Genomic DNA, 16,787 nt, shown 5'->3' on the forward strand with positions numbered 1-16,787 from the left:
TCGCTTAGTCATCGCTAATTTAGTGGCTTCGGCACTAGAGCATTTATTATTCGACAAGTATCATTCAGTTTTTGATGTTGGTTCCAATAGTGGTATGAAAATCCTAATCTGTGACGATTCGGCAGTAGCCAGAAAATCAATCAGTCGTTCCATTGTGTGCGACAGAGCGATTCATCTAATCGAAGCTCGAGATGGCTACGAAGCTTTGCAGATCATGATGGAACAAAATATTGATCTTTTGTTTCTTGATCTGACGATGCCAATCATGGATGGATTCGAGTTACTCGCTTCACTTCCTGTCAGCCAACATCACACTGATGTCATTGTCATTTCAGGAGATGTTCAAGCCGAAGCGAAACAACGCTGTCTTGAGTTAGGTGCGTTCGCGTTTGTATCTAAACCGTTTTCTAAAAGAGAAATTGAACCGTTCTTTAGCCAATTCGGTTTGCAATACGCCGACCCACATTCAAAACCAGAACTTTCCGCTGATCCTAAACTCACATCATTTTCGAAATTCAAAGAGCTCACCAACATTGCACTTGGCAAAGGGGCCGCCATTATGGCAGATCACCTTAACGAGTTTATTCAACTGCCAGTACCGAATGTTGGTCCGCTGACCTATGGTGAACTCTATATGACCATGGTGGACGTGATTAAACGAGAGGGTGCCGTCGCGGTTTCACAACGTTTTGTCGGTGGTGGTATCCATGGCGAGGCGCTGGTTTGTTTATGGGGACGCGATATTGATGTGATTGGCCAAAAGTTGGGTTATCACCAAGACTTTACCACTCACAACGAGATCATCCTTAACGTCTCCAACTTGCTCGTTTCGTCTTTTTTGACCTCACTTGGTAGCCAACTCGACAAGCAATTTTCGTTACGACAGCCGGCCATTATCGATAGTTTTTCAGCCATAGGAGACAGCGAAAAAGAGTCTCAAGAGCTTTTTACTGTCGAATACACCTATTTTGCTGAATCACTGGATTTCGAATGTGAGGTTTTATTTCTCATTGATAAACCTTCCGTTGGTATTATCTACGAAATTATGGAGTCACTATGAACTCTGATCTCACGTTAAATATCGCCGATTTTCACTGGGTGACGCAGATACTCGATACTATGGACTCTGGACTGGTGGTGATTGACCGCTCTTACAACGTCTGTGTTTGGAACAGCTTCATGCAATCCTATAGTGGCGTTATGTCTCAGACAATCTTGGGTAAGAATCTCTTTGAGTTTTTTTCTGATTTACCTCGTACTTGGTTAGAAACTAAGGTCAATACCGCCGCAATATTGGAAACTCGCTCTTTCTCGAGTTGGGAAAACCGTCCTTATCTTTTCAAGTTTCATAACTTTTCACCTGTTTCCAATGGCAGTACCTACATGTATCAGGATATTGTCATTACACCATTGCGCTCACTGTGTGGTGACGTTAGCCATGTCGCCATTCAAATTAATGACGTTTCTGAAATTGCACGCAGTAAAACGCATTTGAAAGAAACCAACCACCATCTATCAGAAATCAGCCGTCGCGATGGCTTAACGGGCCTGTTTAACCGCGCCTTTTGGGAGCAGTCGCTCAAAGAAGAGTTTTCTCGGATGCAGTTTTTGGACACGCCGAGCTCTTTGGTCATTTTTGATATTGACCACTTTAAAAAAGTCAACGATACCTATGGGCATCACGCAGGTGATGAGGTAATACGTAGGACCGCATCTTTACTGAAGAAAACCGCGAGAAACAGTGATCTGTGTGGTCGATTTGGTGGCGAAGAGTTTACGGTTATGCTGCCTCATACCAGCGCTGATCAGGCGCGTTATTTTTCAGAGCGGTTACGAAAACGTATTGAGCAAGAAATTGTTTGCGTGGAAAAATTTGCGATTAATTACACCATCAGTTTGGGTGTCTGTGAATTTGATGCAAAATTCACCTCTCATACTGAGTGGCTAAAAGCGGCAGACAGTGCGTTATATCACTCAAAAGAAGGGGGCAGGAACCAAACGACCGTTCATGAAGAGTGATCTTTGTTCGCTTTTGGTGCAAAGTCCGCCATATAGTCAAATTCTGGCAATTATAATTGATTAAATGGATGAAATTTTCTCGACATGGCTTAGTATTAACAGAGAGAAAAAAGATGTAAGCTTACACAGTAAGTAAGCATTCAGACGGAGAAAAAGAGTGGTTGTTGAAACCGATGGATACTTAGCTCTTATTGAGCACCTTGCCTTAAATCTTGATGTATTCGCGTCTGACGTTGGCGATACGGGCACAGAAACCATTGAAGATGTGGTGACAGACATGATCGCCTCAAACATCATGGCGATTTTTGAACAGAACCCAGAGCTGCATTCTAGCGTTCGCTTTAAACTGTTAAAAGAAGCGGATTCAGTCGCAGAAGATCTAGGAGAAGTTCTGGCAGGGGTATGGCTCAAAAAAGCCACTAATGAACAGATCAACTTTTTAGATGAGTATATTGCTTTAGTAAAAAATCTGTTCGATACCGCTGTAGCAAAATACGACTAAGCCGTAATATTCGCTGATTTGTTTTTAGTCCGCACTATTCATAAGAAGGGTTACATTGTAACCCTTCTTATTTGCCAAAACTTACTCGCCCAATATGGATTATCCGTTCTCGAAATGATGACCCCTTTTGAAGTGGACGCGTGCATGAACTGCTGGTGGTTGAGATAGATCCCCACGTGATAATCGGATTTCGTTGTTTTGAAGAATAGTAGATCGCCTTGTTGCCTCTCTTCCCAACGTATCGGTTGGGAAGCATTAAACTGTGCCAAGGTCGTTCTTGGTAGCGCTCGTTGATAGGCGTAGAGAAACGCTTGTTGTACAAAAGCAGAGCAATCAATCCCTTCTTTAGTATTCCCACCAAACTGATAGGGCGTGCCATACCATTCGCCATAAAACGTTTTTAGCTCTCGGTTTTGTTCCCAAAGTGCTGCTGATGTCTCTGGCGCTTTCGGGCTTTGGCTACAACCACTTAGCAACACAAAAATGGATATGATAATGAATCGGTTAAATTGAGCCACTTGTCATCTCGCTGTCTTATATTTGTCACGTAAGCGTCACAGCCATCTCATAGACTCACCCCCAATCACATACTGATTTCTGTGAATGGATTTACTGGTTTGTCTATGTCTTTCAATAAACGCTACTCTTTGTCGCTGATCCAAATGATCAGTGGTTTATTCATTACTTTCCTTCTGTTTGTTGTTGCATTGTCGTCATCGAGTTACCGTGGTGTCAATCAAATCGGTGTACAGTTTGACACCTTATCAGAGCAAGCTCTCCCTTTAGCACTCAATAACGCCAAACTTACCCAAAGTATTCTCGAGCAAATAAAGTTACTCAATTACAGCTCAACGTTGGAAAGCGCAACAGAACTAGACGCGACGCGAGCTAGGATTGAACAGCTTAACGACACCATCGCTTTGTTGATCGCTCAAGTGACGGAAATGGGTGAGCGATTTGAACATGTTGTCACTAAAGACGAAAAAAAAAGCTTGCTTGAGAATGCCAGTCGCCTTCAACAACTGAGTTATCGAGTCATTGAGTCTCAAGTGCAGACGATCAGTGAGCAAGAGGATCTTGATAAAAGCATCTCCACCTTTCGCTATGGGCTAAGTTCAATTGGCCCTGAAATGACACGTATCAGCTCTTTTCTCGCCATCGACAATCCTGAGTCACAGGATGCCTCTAACCGCTTTAGTGCGGGTGCAAGTTCAATGGAAAGTACGTTCTTGATGTTGCTGATGCAACGTGATCTGGCGGGTGCAGAGAAAGAGTACCAAGAAATGAAAAACCGCATCGCCGGTATAGAATTAGCGTTTGACGACTTTAAAGATTGGCACCCAGATGTCATGGAGTTTACAAGTCTCACTGCGCCATACAACATCGTGCTGGATGGCTTCAGAGCGAATGGCTTACTTTCTTTAGTGATGGCCAGGGTAGAGCGCCAACAAGCTCAGCAGTTCGATATCCAACAAGCGACCATGTTGTCCAATAACACGCTTAATTTGCTCAATGACATCTCCACCTCTTCGATGGCACTTATCGACGATAGTGAACAGATTGTCCACCAAACGATCGAACGACTGGTCTCACTGCTTTTGATTGGCAGCGCGGTCGTTGCTATCGTCATTGTTATCGCTGGGATTCGTTTTCAAGCATGGGTCAACAGTGGCTTACGCAATACACTCGCTGGTTTGTCCGCAATGGCCGATAACGACTACCGAAATGACATTGTGTCAGCTGGGCCAAGAGAGCTGAAAGAAATCAGCATGAAACTTAATCAAGTGATCGCCTCGACACGATCATCGCTGAGTATCGTTACCAACAATTGTGAATCACTCTATCAAAGTGCAGAGACCAGCCATTACGCGGCTGAACACTCGAGTGCAAGTTTGGCCAATCAAAACGACTCCCTCGCCACCATTGCGACTACCGTCGCGCAGTTGGAAGCATCCATCGACAGCATTGCGCAAATGACGTCGGCATCAAGCAATGATGCAAACGAGGCGGCGCAAAGCACAACGCATGGTGTCGATGTGGTCGAAGAGAGTTTAGCACGATTGGAATCACTGCAATTGACGCTCAATGTTAACGAAGAAGCGATGAGTGAGCTTGATCTGCGTGTAGATGCGATACGCGAGATGGTCGACATGATCAGTGGTATTGCAGCCAATACTAACCTCCTTGCTCTGAATGCGGCGATTGAAGCTGCGAGAGCGGGCGAGCAGGGCAGAGGCTTTGCCGTAGTTGCCGATGAAGTCCGAAAACTTGCCAGTGATACTTCAAAGCAAACCAGTAATATTAGCGAAATGATCAGTGAACTGACGTTAGCGGCGGATAAGAGTCGCCATGCGGTTGAAGATTCGCGTAAAGGAATGTCACAAGCGCTGCTTTCAAGCGGTGAGGTTCGGTCTGCATTCTCTGATATCGCACGGGTAGTACAACAGATCCGAGCGAGAGTTGAACAAATTACCCATGCCACTCAAGAGCAGCAGAGAGCAACCGTCGATGTGACTCGTGCCATTGTCCATATCTCTGATCAAGGTGAGCAAACCCGCACACAATTGGAAGCGATGGTGGAGAGTTCGCACCAAGTATCGAGCATTGCCGCCAAACAACAAGAGATGCTGCATAGCTACCAACTTGCGTGACGTTCCACCGTACTCTAGTGGATTCAGAAATGGTTTCTAAACGGCTGGGTGAGCATCTTATCGAGCCGTTGTTCATTAGGATTGCGAATCTCTGGAATGCCAATAACAACGCCTTCATGACCCGCTTTAGGTTGTTCACGATACGTATGGAAACAGCGGTCCCAAATAGACAGGAAGAAGCCAAAATTGGAATGGGTTTCCTTCACTTCAATGGAGTGATGCACTCTGTGCATATCTGGAGTCACGATCCACTTTCTTAACCAATGATCAACGGTTAAAGGCAGCTTGGCGTTACTGTGGTTAAACATCGCACTTACATTGAGGATGATTTCAAACACCACCACCGCGAGAGGTGATACGCCAAGTAAGCTGACAAACGTTATTTTGATCACCATAGAGAGCAAGATCTCTATTGGATGAAAACGAGTTCCTGTCGTGACATCAATATCCAAATCAGCGTGGTGCATTCGATGTAATCGCCACAGCGGTTTTATGCGATGGAACAGCAAATGCTGGCAATAGATAATGAAATCCAACAGCAATACCGACAATAGGATATTGACGATGTCGCTCAAACCGAGCAGATGGAAAAGGCCGAATTGATGCTGCCGGGCCAAGATTGCCGCTTGGAAAGCGACAATAGGAAGCAGTAACGCAACTAAAACACTATTAAGCAGCACAAGCGAGAGATTGTTCAGCCAGCGAAACGAGCGTGAAACTGTCCATGGTTTACGCGGCCGTTTATTCTCCCACAATAAACACAGCAGCAAGGTTCCAACAAAAAATCCCATGCGGATAAGAGACGGATCGGTCATGGCGGTTTGGTTCATGGAATTTCCCTACCTGGTTATTGATACGGGTGACGGACACGACAAGCCAGTGAGAGCTTGTCGTGTGAGAGAACTGCCGATAAAATCGTGCACCCATTTCTATAATTGATACACTTCATGCGCATTCACGCTTTTCATCGGTTATATCAATACCGTCAGTCGATCTCAACAAAACCTTTTCACGCTCGTGGCTGCAACATCAAGCGGTGTGTCTATTGCCAAGTGGTTGAAACGCACTGCCTGTGCAAGTTCCAACCAAATATAGAGACCGATGTAGCCTGCATGTTGATTGTGTCGGACAACGAAGTGTTTAAACCGAGCAATACTGGGCGTCTGATTGCTGACACGGTAAAAGAAACCTATGTCTATCAATGGAATCGAACCGAGCCAGATCCCCATATGCTGGCACTCCTCAATGATGCCAATTATCGACCAGTGATAGTCTTTCCCGCAGACTATGTCGACGATGCTTCACGTCTGATTGATATTGCAAAAGTTAGTCAGCAAACCCAAGCGAATGGCGACAAAGTGAAATGGCTGTTTGTGTTTCTCGATGGCAGTTGGCGTGAAGCGAGAAAAATCTTCCGACGTTCTGAATTTTTACAGTCTCTTCCCGTACTGTCTGTTTCCCCTGAGCGTGTCTCGGAATATCTGATGCGCCGCTCAGAGAATGAACAGCATCTATCGACAGTGGAAGTGGCATCATTGGTGTTGCAGCAAGCTGGGCAGCAAGAGGCCGCAGATTGCCTACAAGCGTGGTTTCAAACATTCAGAGAAAGTTATCTGCTCAGCAAAAGTCGTGGAAAAGGTGATGTCTCTCGCCCGGCCTTGCAACATTTCATCACCCATTACAAAAGCGAGAGTTCACTCTAAGCTTTGCAATTCGGTTGCTGGCAACTTGCGCAAACAGAAGTCATGAAAAGATAAATCCTGCCTGTGTCACGGTTTGCAGGCGTAGAGATATGGATAATGGCGCTAGTTTTTATAATTTACGCTTATTTTAGGGGCTCATTTTTGGCTCCATGCAGCAATTTCAGGAGAGAAATTCATGTATTACGGCTTTGATGTTGGTGGCACTAAAATCGAATTTGGTGCGTTTAACGAAAAACTAGAGCGCGTGGCAACAGAGCGTGTTCCGACACCAACCGACGATTATCCGTTATTGTTAGAAACCATCGCAGGTCTTGTCGCAAAATATGACCAAGAGTTCGCTTGTGAAGGCAAAATTGGCCTTGGTTTACCAGGCATGGAAGACGCTGACGATGCAACGGTACTGACGGTTAACGTACCTGCGGCAAAAGGCAAGCCGTTACGTGCGGATCTGGAAGCCAAAATTGGTCGTAGCGTAAAAATTGAAAACGATGCGAACTGTTTTGCACTCTCTGAAGCATGGGATGAAGAATTGCAAGACGCGCCATCAGTGATGGGGTTGATCTTAGGTACGGGCTTTGGTGGCGGTTTGATCTACGAAGGCAAAGTCTTCTCAGGTCGCAATAACGTTGCTGGTGAGCTTGGTCACATGCGCTTGCCATTGGATGCATGGTTCCATTTAGGCGACAACGCGCCGCTGCTAGGTTGTGGCTGTGGTAAAAAAGGCTGTTTAGACAGTTACCTTTCTGGCCGTGGTTTTGAATTACTTTACGCGCATTACTACGGTGAAGAGAAGAAAGCCATCGACATCATCAAGGCCAACGCAGCAGGCGATGAGAAAGCTGCTGAGCATGTCGAACGTTTTATGGAACTTCTTGCGATCTGTTTTGGTAACATCTTCACCGCGAATGACCCACACGTTGTTGCTCTCGGTGGTGGCTTGTCGAACTTTGAACTGATTTATGAAGAGATGCCAAAGCGTGTGCCTAAGTATCTGCTTTCTGTCGCTAAGTGTCCTAAGATCATCAAAGCAAAACACGGCGATTCAGGCGGTGTACGTGGTGCAGCGTTCTTGAACATCAAAGGCTAATGCGCTGCAAAAAACCTTGATGAAAAAGGCTTGCATCATGCAAGCCTTTTCTTTTAGACCCATTCCATCACGGGAAATACGCAAGCAAAGCGAACTACTTATTCTTCTTACCTACGCCTAGGTTCTCTTTCTGTTTCATCGTGATCACGCCAAAGCCAAGCTTTTTAAAGTGATTGTCACGGTAGTTGCGCACGGCTTTCGTATCAGAAATCGCTTCAATTTGCTGTTCCATTTTCAGATAGTCGCGAATATCAATTCCTTCCGCTTCTGCAACCGCTTCATGAATATTACGGTGTTTTTCGTAAGAAAATGGCAAAGTTTTTTCAACACCTTTATAGGTGTAAATAATGGTACGAATCATGAAATCTCTCAAAATAAAAGGCCAGACGCGCTGACCTTGTATCTGTTTCTAACAACAACAGGGCTAGATTCTGCCTTGAAGTGGAATAATTGTCACGCTTTCTCCCGTTTTTACGCTATCCACCGCGGGAGAAATTTCAATCAAGCAGTTGGCTTCACTCATCGAACGCAAAATGCCAGAGCCTTGTTTCCCAGTCGTGCGAACGGTTAGGCGGCCAGTTTCATCCAATTCATAGACACCACGGCTAAACTCCGTGCGGCCTTGGCGAGAACGCAAATCTTCTTTGGCAATCGCACTGACTTTCAATGGCTTCCAGCCTAGCTCGCCTTGCATTTTACGTACCGCAGGCTCAACAAAGTTGATGAATGATACCATCACGGCAACAGGGTTGCCCGGCAGGCCAAAAAACGGTTTTTCATTGATCTGACCAAATGCTAATGGGCGCCCAGGACGCATATTGATGCGCCAGAAATCAATTTGTCCGAGCTTGTCGAGAGCCAGTTTGATGTAGTCGGCATCGCCAACGGACACGCCACCCGAAGTAATGACCACATCCGCTTGCTGCGCTGCGCTTTCTAGTGCGTCGATCATCGATTGCTCGTTGTCTTCTAGAATGCCGAAGTCCAAGATGTCACAGCCGAGCTTCTCAAGCATGCCCATAATGGTAAAACGGTTTGAATCGTAGATAGAGTTCGCTTTCTGTTCTGTACCAGGCGCTTGAACTTCGTCGCCGGTGGAGAAGACTGCCACTTTCAACTTACGTAATACATTGGCTTGTGCAAAACCAAGAGAAGCCATCATGCCCATTTCAGGTGAGGCGAGGCGAGTCCCTGCGGTAAACACGCTACTGCCGATGGTTAAGTCTTCACCCGCTTGGCGTACGTTTTGTCCGGCTTTGATGTTGGCACCATTGAAAGTGACCTTGTCACCGTCTTGATGCGCTTGCTCACGCATGACCACCGTATCTCCGTTGATGGGCGTTGGCGCACCGGTCATGATTTTGACCGCTTGCCCCAATTCTAACAGGTGTTCGTAGTGGTAACCGGCCAGCACTTCAGCCACGATCTGGTAACTTTCTCGCTGTAAGTCATCACTTCGAATGGCGTATCCATCCATCGCTGAGTTGGTGTATTGCGGTACATTCACCGGAGAAATCACGTCGTGAGCCAGCACGCGCCCATAGGTGTGTTGTATCGGGCACGATTCAATATCACCCACAGTAGAGACGAGGGAGAGAATTTTCTCTTGCCCTTGGGCAACAGAAAGAAACGCCGGAGAAAGCGTATCGCAACATGCGGCAGGTGCATTTTGCGTGGCCACTTGCTGATGTTGGTGAACATAATCGAGGACAAATTGGCAAATCGCATCCAGATCATTGATGTTGAGTTGGGGCAGTGCGCTTTCTAACGGGCCACTGTCTGAAGCGATGGCAATAATGTTCTCATCATTAGGGTACAACCACGGTTTTCCGACTTCTTCACGATGCAATTCGATTTTGGGAAACGCAATGTTCTTGCAGCCTTCGACCAAAATGACGTCAATCGTTTGCTGATCAAAGCGGCTAAGCAGGTAATCAAATTCCGATTCAGCCTCAGGGGTTTCTGTCATCAAGGCAAAACGATTTCTCGAAGCAATCAGCATTTGTGAGGCACCCGCTTTGCGTAAGCGGTAGCTGTCTTTACCTGGTTTATCGACGTCAAAATCATGATGAGCGTGTTTCAGTAACCCAATTCGCAGACCTGCTGCGGTCAATTTTGGCAACAAGGCTTCCAGTAGGGTGGTTTTTCCTGTGCCTGAATAAGCAGCAAAGCCAAGTAAAGGCAAAGTGATGGTGTTTCTCATGATTCTAGTTGTCCAAATTGGGTGAGTTCTTCAGGCGTGTTGAGGTTGACGAAACAGTCTGGAGAATCACTAAAATCCACATACTGTGTGTGACACTCTTTGTAGAGTAAGATGATTTTACGGTCACCGCGTTCTAAAAACGCCGTCAGTTTAGGCAAAACACGTTTGTGATACAGGGTAAAAACAGGTTGCTGATGATTGCCATCATGGGCAACCAAAATGTCGGTTTCATCCGTCACAGCACGACAAAAGCGCTCCACCAAGTCTTCATTGATACGGGGGCAGTCACAAGGAACAAAACCAACCCAATCGGTACTCGCGTGCAGTAATCCGGCATGAATGCCGCCCATAGGACCAGGGAAATTTTGAAAATGATCGCCAAACACGGGACCATATTGTTGGTAATCATCCTGATTGCGGTTGGCATTGATCAGAATGTTTGAAGTTTGCGGCGTTAGCCGGTCAATGACGTACTCAATCAACGGCTTATTATTTAAGGCGATTAAGCCTTTGTCTTTACCGCCCATTCGGCTAGCTTGGCCGCCAGCTAAAATAACCCAACTAGTGAGTGTTGGTTGTAGCATAGGTATTCTCTTGGGATAACTCTTTTGTAATGACATACAAGAGTGGCGACTCTACCAGAGTATTGTTTTTGATCCACCACTGTTTTTTACACAAATCGGTAAGCGCGTTGGTTTGATGGCTCGTGACCACAATGCTGGAACCTCTCGCTAATAAATCTTGCGCTAACACCACTAAACGCTCGATCGACTCTTGATCAACCGACGCGCTGGGTTCATCCATCAGCAAGATTGAAGGTTTTAGGATCCAAGCCCTGGCCATCGCAACCCGTTGACGCTCACCACCAGACAGCACAGACACATGCTCATCGGCTAAGGTTTCTAAGCCTACCATACGCAGCGCGTGAATCACTTCGGCTCGTTTCTCCTTTGTGCTGCCACCATCATATTTGATGCCGTAAAGGACATTTTCATAGACGGAACCATCAAAAAGATAAGGGGACTGATGAAGATAAACAACATCACGACGGCCCAATGAAGGAAACCAGTGGCGAAGCCAGCCATTATTTTGCGCACACACTTTACCGCTCGTCGGATGCACCAAACCAGCCAAGATCTTCAACAAGGTCGTTTTGCCTACACCATTGTCCCCCTTGAGGTAAATGGCATCGTTAGGGCCGATTTGAAGTTGAGGAATGTGAAACAGCACTCGCTCTTTAAAGCGCATGGAAAGATCTCGAGCGGTAATTTTAATCGTCATATCACTTCCTAAGTTCGCAAATAGCCTTTGCCACGCATACTCGACAGCAAAAAATTCAACACGAGTGCCAAGGTGAGCAGCACAATACCAAGCGCAACACCTTGAGCAAAGGCGCCCTTGTGGCTCTCCATTGAAATCGCGGTGGGGATGTTTCGCGTCAAACCCATAATGTTCCCACCAACCATCATTGAACAACCCACTTCGGTCACAATTCGAGAAAAACCGGTAATGGTGGCCGCCATAAGAGGAAAACGGGTTTCCCAAATCATCGTCCCACTTAATCTTGGCAGAGACACACCAAGGGTTAATGCGGTTTCTAACGCGCGGCGATCGCTCGATTGCAACGCGCCATACATCATCGAAACCAACACAGGAAAACAAATCAGCATTTGCCCGAGGATCATCGCTTTTTGGGTGAACAGCATCTGCCAGTCACCGAGCGGACCTGATCGCGAGAGGAACATGTAAAGCAGCAAACCAATCACCACCGTGGGTACCGATTGCAACGTGTTCACAAATGAAACCAACAGCCACTTGCCGCGAAAATTGGTGTAGGCGAGGAGAAAAGACAAAAAAGTCGCAGGCAACAGCACCAACAATATGGCAGTAAGAGAAACGCTAAAGGAGACCGCAACGATCTCCCATAGTTCTTTGTCTAAGCTAAACAGTAAGGCAAAAGCCTCTTGTGTTGTTTGCCAAAGGCTCATTGATGACTACTTCTGATCTGCATTTGCCACAAACAGTTGCTTGCCATTTAAGCGGAAGCTGTTGATCAGCTCTTGACCACGAGGATTGACCAACCAGTCACTGAATGCTTTGGCGCCCTGATAATTGATGCTCGGGTAGCGCTCTGGATTGACCAAAATCACTTGGTACGGGTTGAAGAGTTTTTGATCACCTTCGAACAGTACCGCAAGATCCAACTTGTTGTTGTAAGCCAGCCAAGTGCCACGGTCTGTTAACGTGTAACCTTGCATTTCTGACGCCATGTTCAGCGTTGGCCCCATACCTTGACCCACTGAGCGATAGCCGCCGAAGTTGGGTTCCATCTTGGTTTGAGCCCAAATACCCAGTTCTTTCTTGTGCGTACCCGAATCATCGCCACGTGAGATAAAGGTGACATTGTTGTCCGCGATGGCTTTAAACACCTCAAGTACGCTGTTGTCTTGAGCAACTTTCGCTGGATCTGCTTTTGGTCCCACGACGATAAAGTCGTTGTACATTAGCTTGCGAGGTAACACTCCGTAGCCTTTTTCGACAAAGGTCGCTTCGGCTTTCGGAGCATGCGTCATCACCAAATCCACATCGCCATTTTCACCCATTTTCAGTGATTTACCTGTCCCTGCGGCCAGCACATCCACTTTATAACCGGTGTCTTTTTCGAATTCAGGCAGTAGGTAATCAAGCAGGCCAGAGTGATAAGTACTGGTCGTGGTTGCCAAACGCACACGGTGAACATCATCGGCAGAGAAAGAGGAGAAACTCACCAGCGTAATCGACGTTGCCGCCAAAGTAAGAGCTACTTTGTTCATTGTATTTTTATTCCTTCAAATCATTCTTGGGCAAATAGGCCGTTGCAGTTAAGCACACTGACACACAAACCGCGTCACCACTCGGTCAAACCTCATCGGCTAGCGCTGTTGGATATCAGTTTGCAATTGCATATAGTCCTATTGCAAACAAGATGCCAACAAAACACCAGCACTAAATTGAGAAAATAAGCTTTATATCATGCAGTTAAACAGTCAATAGTTTGATGTGAGACAAAATGTCGCACATTTTATAAGGAGATTTAATGATTCATTGGTACACTATGTCCTATACGTCATTCTGTCTCGAGGAAAGTATGTCTATTCAATTGGATCCCAACTCCGTATCTCAATACCAAGCGTTTTCCGTGTTAGTCGTCGATGATGAAGTCGGCATGCAGGCCATTTTGAAAAAAGCGCTGGGTAAATGGTTTTCAAAAGTGGATGCGGTAGGCAGTATCGAACAGGCTGAAAAGCTCAGAGTGACCAACCATTACGACCTAATTGTTCTCGACATCAATTTGCCCGGGCGTTCGGGCATCGAATGGGAAGAAGCCTTCAATGATCCCGAGCGAAAAGCCGATGTCATCTTTATGACCGGATATGCCGATCTCGAAACCGCCATTACAGCGCTGAAACTGGGCGCGACGGATTTTATTCTTAAGCCGTTTAATCTCGATCAGATGCTGCAAGCGGTAAAACGCTGTATGGATCGTCGCCTTAATGCACGCATGCAATATGCGCTCAAACGAGATTATCAACGCAATCATATTTCTGAAATGGTTGGGAACTCCGACAAAACCCGCCAGCTAAAGCACATGGTTACACAGTTTGCCCCGTCAAAAGCGTGTGTGCTGATTGAAGGGGAGTCTGGCACTGGTAAAGAACTGGTGGCTCGTGGTGTTCATCTGGCCAGCGGTAGAACCGGTCCTTTTGTGCCATTAAACTGTGGCGCGATTGCTCCTGAACTGTTGGAAAGTGAGCTGTTTGGTCATACTTCCGGCGCGTTTACGGGGGCGAAAAAAGCACGTGAAGGGCTTTTCCGCGTTGCCATCGGCGGCACATTATTCCTCGATGAGATTGGTGAGATGCCACTGGCGATGCAATCGTCTTTGTTGCGAGTGCTAGAGCAACGCAGTATTCGCCCTGTTGGTAGTGAAAAAGAAATTCCAGTCGATGTACGCGTGGTCGCGGCAACCAATCGCGATTTACAGCAAGAAGTCGAAAAAGGGCGCTTTCGTAAAGATCTCTATTACCGACTCAACGTGCTGAAAATTGAAGTACCGCCGCTGCGAGAAAGAAAGGCCGATTTGCAAGAGTTGGTGCCATTCTTCACTAAACAGCTCTCAAGCGAGCTTGCTATGTCTGCCCCGCAATGGGCGCATGAAGACATCGAAGCCATGCATGATTACAGCTGGCCAGGTAACGTACGTGAGCTACGCAATCTGATTGAACGTTGTATTCTCCTTGGCAAACCACCAGCGCATTACTGGCGTGAACTGAATGGATCTATGAACCTGCCAAACGTTTCAATCACCGTTTCTCACAGTGCTGAAGTGCCAACTTTTAAAGAAGGGAAGAAAGAATTCACCGGTGTTGGCTACCCCAATGATTGGACATTAAAAGAGGTGGAAAAGGCCCATATCCAACAAGTGGTGCACTATTACGATGGCAATAAATCGGCGGCATCGCGTGATCTTGGCGTGGCACGCAAAACGTTGGAGCGCAAATACAAAGAGTGGGAAACCGAGGAAGCGGATTATGCAGAGTGATCAAACACTTTGGTCAACTTGGCGCTATCGCTTTAAAAGTATGGTGCGCTATCGGTTGCTGTTTCTAACCTCAGCGCCGATTTTCCTCACCTTGATTGCACTGATTGGCATCTCTGTCTATTGGTCGATCCATTACACTTGGAGCAGTGCACTGATTGATGTTTCTGAACGCCTTGGGGTTGCCAATAACAGCATTACGCTATTGCAACAGAAGCAGGCTAATTACGTTAAAGCCTTTGCTGAAAGCTATCAGTTTCGCACTCGTATCAATCAGCCAATGGATCAAGACGATCTTCAGCAATGGGTACATAAACAGAAAAAGCAATATCAGCTCGATTTTCTCGCTTTTCATCGTGTCGACACCATAGAGCAAAAATTTCGTTTTCTCGATTTAACCAAACGAGAATCCTTTTTTGATGTGTTGAGCGAAACGGAGTTACAACGTCTTGATCCAGACTTGGCCAAGCGCGCCGAAGTGCCGATTTTAAAAACGGGCAAAATTGAAACGCGTGGCCTCATCAGCCGCACTGTGATTCCAGTGTTTAACCAAAGTAATGATCTGATTGGTTTTCTAGATGGCGGGTTACTACTTAACAACAGCACCGTGCTCGTCGACCAAATCCGCGACTTGATTTACATCGGAGATGAGGATTCTCTCAGGCCGATCGGTACCGTGACGCTGTTTATGGAAGATCTCCGCGTCAGCACCAATGTACCACTAGACAGCGAAGATCAGATTGGCCGTGCGATCGGTACTCGGGTTTCTGGTGAAGTGCATAAATCGGTATTGCAGCAAGGAGAGCGTTGGGTTAATCGCGCCTTTGTGTATGACGCTTGGTATATCACCGCCTATCAACCCATTCGCGACCAATACAACAACACCATCGGCATGCTCTACACCGGCTATTTGATGTGGCCATTTGTTAAAGCGTATCTTACCAACATAGTGGAAATCAGCGTTATTACCTTAACCTTGCTGGTGGTCTCTGGGCTTTTGGTTTATAGAGGCTCGCGGGATCTTTTCCGTCCTATTGAACGCATTCATAAAGTGGTGAAATTGGTGCAACTGGGCAAAGACAAGCGGATTGGTGCGTTAGGGCTAGATGAAAACCACGAGCTGGCGCAATTGGCCAAACAGTTTGACAACATGCTCGATCTGCTCAAAACGCGTGAAGAGCAAATCAAACAAGCGGCCAATGAACTGGAGCAAAAAGTGTTGGATCGCACAGCCAGCCTCAATGAAAAAACCGAGCAGCTTGAGCACCACATTCGATTACTCAATCAAACTCGCGACAAACTGGTCGTCAATGAAAAGCTGGCGGCCTTGGGCGAGTTAACCGCGGGTATCGCCCATGAGATTAACAACCCAACCGCCGTGATACTGGGTAACGTCGAGTTGATTCGTTTTGAGCTCGGTGAAGATGCCGCGCGCGTAGAGGAAGAGATAGAAACGGTGATGGCGCAGATCGACCGAATTCGTAACATCACGCGAAGTTTGCTGCAATACAGCCGACAGGGCGGGGTGCAAGATGAGATCATTTGGCAGCATGTCAATCCTATCATCGAAGAGAGCATTACCTTGGTCAAAACTGGCTCTAAAAAACGCACCATCGAATTCGTTACTGAGCTCAATGCGCATACGTCCGTTGAAGTGAATCGCCATCAACTGTTACAGATTTTGGTTAACTTACAAATGAACGCCATCCATGCAATGAACGGTGAAGGGCGATTGAGCATCACCAGTGAAGATTGGTTGGAAGAAGGGGAAAGCGTGGGTGCGGTCATCCACATTGAAGATCAAGGTTGCGGCATTAAGCCCGAAAAACTGAGCCGAATATTTGACCCGTTTTACACCACCAAGCGTGATGGAACCGGCCTTGGTCTTTCTGTTAGCCAGAGTTTGCTTAGCCAATCAGGCGGGGAGATCAAAGTGCGTTCACAACTGGGGATTGGCAGCACGTTTAGCGTCTATCTCCCAAGAAAGAACGAAGCCAAACTGCGTGATACCTTGCTGATTCAATAATTGTGTGGATGAGCATA

Annotated in this window: 16 protein-coding genes; 8 read left to right on the top strand and 8 right to left on the bottom strand. The window is 46.6% G+C overall.

Annotation, left to right across the window (positions count from 1 at the left end; genetic code table 11):
- Window positions 1–94: 94 nt before the first annotated feature.
- The 3 genes from VV1_RS12230 to VV1_RS12240 all read left to right on the top strand — a co-directional run bounded on the left by VV1_RS12230 (window position 95) and on the right by VV1_RS12240 (window position 2,521).
- Window positions 95–1,060, top strand: a complete 966-nt coding sequence (locus VV1_RS12230) for a response regulator (protein ID WP_011080413.1) — start codon at window positions 95–97, stop codon at window positions 1,058–1,060.
- A complete protein-coding gene (locus VV1_RS12235) occupies window positions 1,057–2,019 on the top strand; it encodes a diguanylate cyclase (RefSeq protein ID WP_011080414.1) in 963 nt (320 codons plus the stop codon). Before VV1_RS12230 ends, VV1_RS12235 begins: the two co-directional genes overlap by 4 nt.
- Window positions 2,020–2,176: 157 nt before the next feature.
- Window positions 2,177–2,521: a DUF3802 family protein gene (locus VV1_RS12240; protein WP_011080415.1), complete on the top strand. Its 345-nt coding sequence runs from the start codon at window positions 2,177–2,179 to the stop codon at window positions 2,519–2,521.
- 50 nt (window positions 2,522–2,571) lie between these two features.
- Here VV1_RS12240 and VV1_RS12245 read toward each other — a convergent pair whose 3' ends face one another.
- Window positions 2,572–3,039: a C40 family peptidase gene (locus VV1_RS12245; protein WP_043921034.1), complete on the bottom strand. Its 468-nt coding sequence runs from the start codon at window positions 3,037–3,039 to the stop codon at window positions 2,572–2,574.
- Window positions 3,040–3,144: 105 nt separating this feature from the next.
- On the opposite strand from VV1_RS12245, the gene VV1_RS12250 reads away from it, so the two are divergent.
- Window positions 3,145–5,172: a methyl-accepting chemotaxis protein gene (locus VV1_RS12250; protein WP_011080417.1), complete on the top strand. Its 2,028-nt coding sequence runs from the start codon at window positions 3,145–3,147 to the stop codon at window positions 5,170–5,172.
- 23 nt (window positions 5,173–5,195) lie between these two features.
- Here the strand turns inward: VV1_RS12250 and VV1_RS12255 are convergent, their stop codons facing one another.
- Complete coding sequence (locus tag VV1_RS12255) at window positions 5,196–6,002, bottom strand: sterol desaturase family protein (RefSeq protein ID WP_011080418.1); 807 nt, start codon at window positions 6,000–6,002, stop codon at window positions 5,196–5,198.
- 117 nt (window positions 6,003–6,119) lie between these two features.
- Between VV1_RS12255 and VV1_RS12260 the strand changes: the two genes are divergently transcribed.
- Window positions 6,120–6,875: a tRNA-uridine aminocarboxypropyltransferase gene (locus tag VV1_RS12260; protein ID WP_011080419.1), complete on the top strand. Its 756-nt coding sequence runs from the start codon at window positions 6,120–6,122 to the stop codon at window positions 6,873–6,875.
- A gap of 175 nt (window positions 6,876–7,050) precedes the next feature.
- A complete protein-coding gene (gene nagK / locus VV1_RS12265; RefSeq protein WP_011080420.1) occupies window positions 7,051–7,962 on the top strand; it encodes an N-acetylglucosamine kinase in 912 nt (303 codons plus the stop codon).
- A gap of 94 nt (window positions 7,963–8,056) precedes the next feature.
- On the opposite strand, the gene VV1_RS12270 is transcribed toward nagK, so the two are convergent.
- The 6 genes from VV1_RS12270 to VV1_RS12295 all read right to left on the bottom strand — a co-directional run bounded on the left by VV1_RS12270 (window position 8,057) and on the right by VV1_RS12295 (window position 12,978).
- Window positions 8,057–8,323 carry a DUF2960 family protein gene (locus VV1_RS12270; protein WP_011080421.1) on the bottom strand — a complete coding sequence of 89 codons (267 nt, stop codon included), beginning with the start codon at window positions 8,321–8,323 and terminating at the stop codon, window positions 8,057–8,059.
- Between the two features lie 63 nt (window positions 8,324–8,386).
- On the bottom strand, window positions 8,387–10,165 hold the full coding sequence (locus VV1_RS12275; protein ID WP_011080422.1) for a bifunctional molybdopterin-guanine dinucleotide biosynthesis adaptor protein MobB/molybdopterin molybdotransferase MoeA: 1,779 nt from the start codon (window positions 10,163–10,165) through the stop codon (window positions 8,387–8,389).
- Window positions 10,162–10,749: a molybdenum cofactor guanylyltransferase MobA gene (gene mobA, locus VV1_RS12280; RefSeq protein ID WP_011080423.1), complete on the bottom strand. Its 588-nt coding sequence runs from the start codon at window positions 10,747–10,749 to the stop codon at window positions 10,162–10,164. The genes VV1_RS12275 and mobA overlap by 4 nt, the downstream gene beginning before the upstream one ends.
- A complete protein-coding gene (locus tag VV1_RS12285) occupies window positions 10,727–11,446 on the bottom strand; it encodes an energy-coupling factor ABC transporter ATP-binding protein (RefSeq protein WP_011080424.1) in 720 nt (239 codons plus the stop codon). The genes mobA and VV1_RS12285 overlap by 23 nt, the downstream gene beginning before the upstream one ends.
- 8 nt (window positions 11,447–11,454) lie before the next feature.
- Window positions 11,455–12,153, bottom strand: coding sequence for an ABC transporter permease (locus tag VV1_RS12290; protein WP_011080425.1), 699 nt, complete (start codon window positions 12,151–12,153; stop codon window positions 11,455–11,457).
- Between the two features lie 6 nt (window positions 12,154–12,159).
- Complete coding sequence (locus tag VV1_RS12295) at window positions 12,160–12,978, bottom strand: ABC transporter substrate-binding protein (protein ID WP_011080426.1); 819 nt, start codon at window positions 12,976–12,978, stop codon at window positions 12,160–12,162.
- 314 nt (window positions 12,979–13,292) lie between these two features.
- Between VV1_RS12295 and VV1_RS12300 the strand changes: the two genes are divergently transcribed.
- Together VV1_RS12300 and VV1_RS12305 are read left to right on the top strand one after the other, a co-directional pair.
- On the top strand, window positions 13,293–14,747 hold the full coding sequence (locus VV1_RS12300) for a sigma-54-dependent transcriptional regulator (RefSeq protein ID WP_011080427.1): 1,455 nt from the start codon (window positions 13,293–13,295) through the stop codon (window positions 14,745–14,747).
- Window positions 14,737–16,770, top strand: a complete 2,034-nt coding sequence (locus VV1_RS12305; protein WP_039553740.1) for a sensor histidine kinase — start codon at window positions 14,737–14,739, stop codon at window positions 16,768–16,770. Before VV1_RS12300 ends, VV1_RS12305 begins: the two co-directional genes overlap by 11 nt.
- The last annotated feature ends 17 nt before the right edge of the window (window positions 16,771–16,787 follow it).

Origin of the sequence: Vibrio vulnificus CMCP6, assembly GCF_000039765.1 — a bacterium.
Taxonomy (GTDB): Bacteria; Pseudomonadota; Gammaproteobacteria; order Enterobacterales; family Vibrionaceae; genus Vibrio; species Vibrio vulnificus_B.

Coding starts and splice junctions, on each gene's coding strand:
- VV1_RS12230 (WP_011080413.1), top strand. CDS start 95: ATGAAAATCCTAATCTGTGACGATTCGGCAGTAGCCAGAAAATCAATC.
- VV1_RS12235 (WP_011080414.1), top strand. CDS start 1,057: ATGAACTCTGATCTCACGTTAAATATCGCCGATTTTCACTGGGTGACG.
- VV1_RS12250 (WP_011080417.1), top strand. CDS start 3,145: ATGTCTTTCAATAAACGCTACTCTTTGTCGCTGATCCAAATGATCAGT.
- VV1_RS12255 (WP_011080418.1), bottom strand. CDS start 6,002: ATGAACCAAACCGCCATGACCGATCCGTCTCTTATCCGCATGGGATTT.
- VV1_RS12260 (WP_011080419.1), top strand. CDS start 6,120: ATGCGCATTCACGCTTTTCATCGGTTATATCAATACCGTCAGTCGATC.
- nagK (WP_011080420.1), top strand. CDS start 7,051: ATGTATTACGGCTTTGATGTTGGTGGCACTAAAATCGAATTTGGTGCG.
- VV1_RS12270 (WP_011080421.1), bottom strand. CDS start 8,323: ATGATTCGTACCATTATTTACACCTATAAAGGTGTTGAAAAAACTTTG.
- VV1_RS12275 (WP_011080422.1), bottom strand. CDS start 10,165: ATGAGAAACACCATCACTTTGCCTTTACTTGGCTTTGCTGCTTATTCA.
- mobA (WP_011080423.1), bottom strand. CDS start 10,749: ATGCTACAACCAACACTCACTAGTTGGGTTATTTTAGCTGGCGGCCAA.
- VV1_RS12285 (WP_011080424.1), bottom strand. CDS start 11,446: ATGACGATTAAAATTACCGCTCGAGATCTTTCCATGCGCTTTAAAGAG.
- VV1_RS12290 (WP_011080425.1), bottom strand. CDS start 12,153: ATGAGCCTTTGGCAAACAACACAAGAGGCTTTTGCCTTACTGTTTAGC.
- VV1_RS12295 (WP_011080426.1), bottom strand. CDS start 12,978: ATGAACAAAGTAGCTCTTACTTTGGCGGCAACGTCGATTACGCTGGTG.
- VV1_RS12300 (WP_011080427.1), top strand. CDS start 13,293: ATGTCTATTCAATTGGATCCCAACTCCGTATCTCAATACCAAGCGTTT.
- VV1_RS12305 (WP_039553740.1), top strand. CDS start 14,737: ATGCAGAGTGATCAAACACTTTGGTCAACTTGGCGCTATCGCTTTAAA.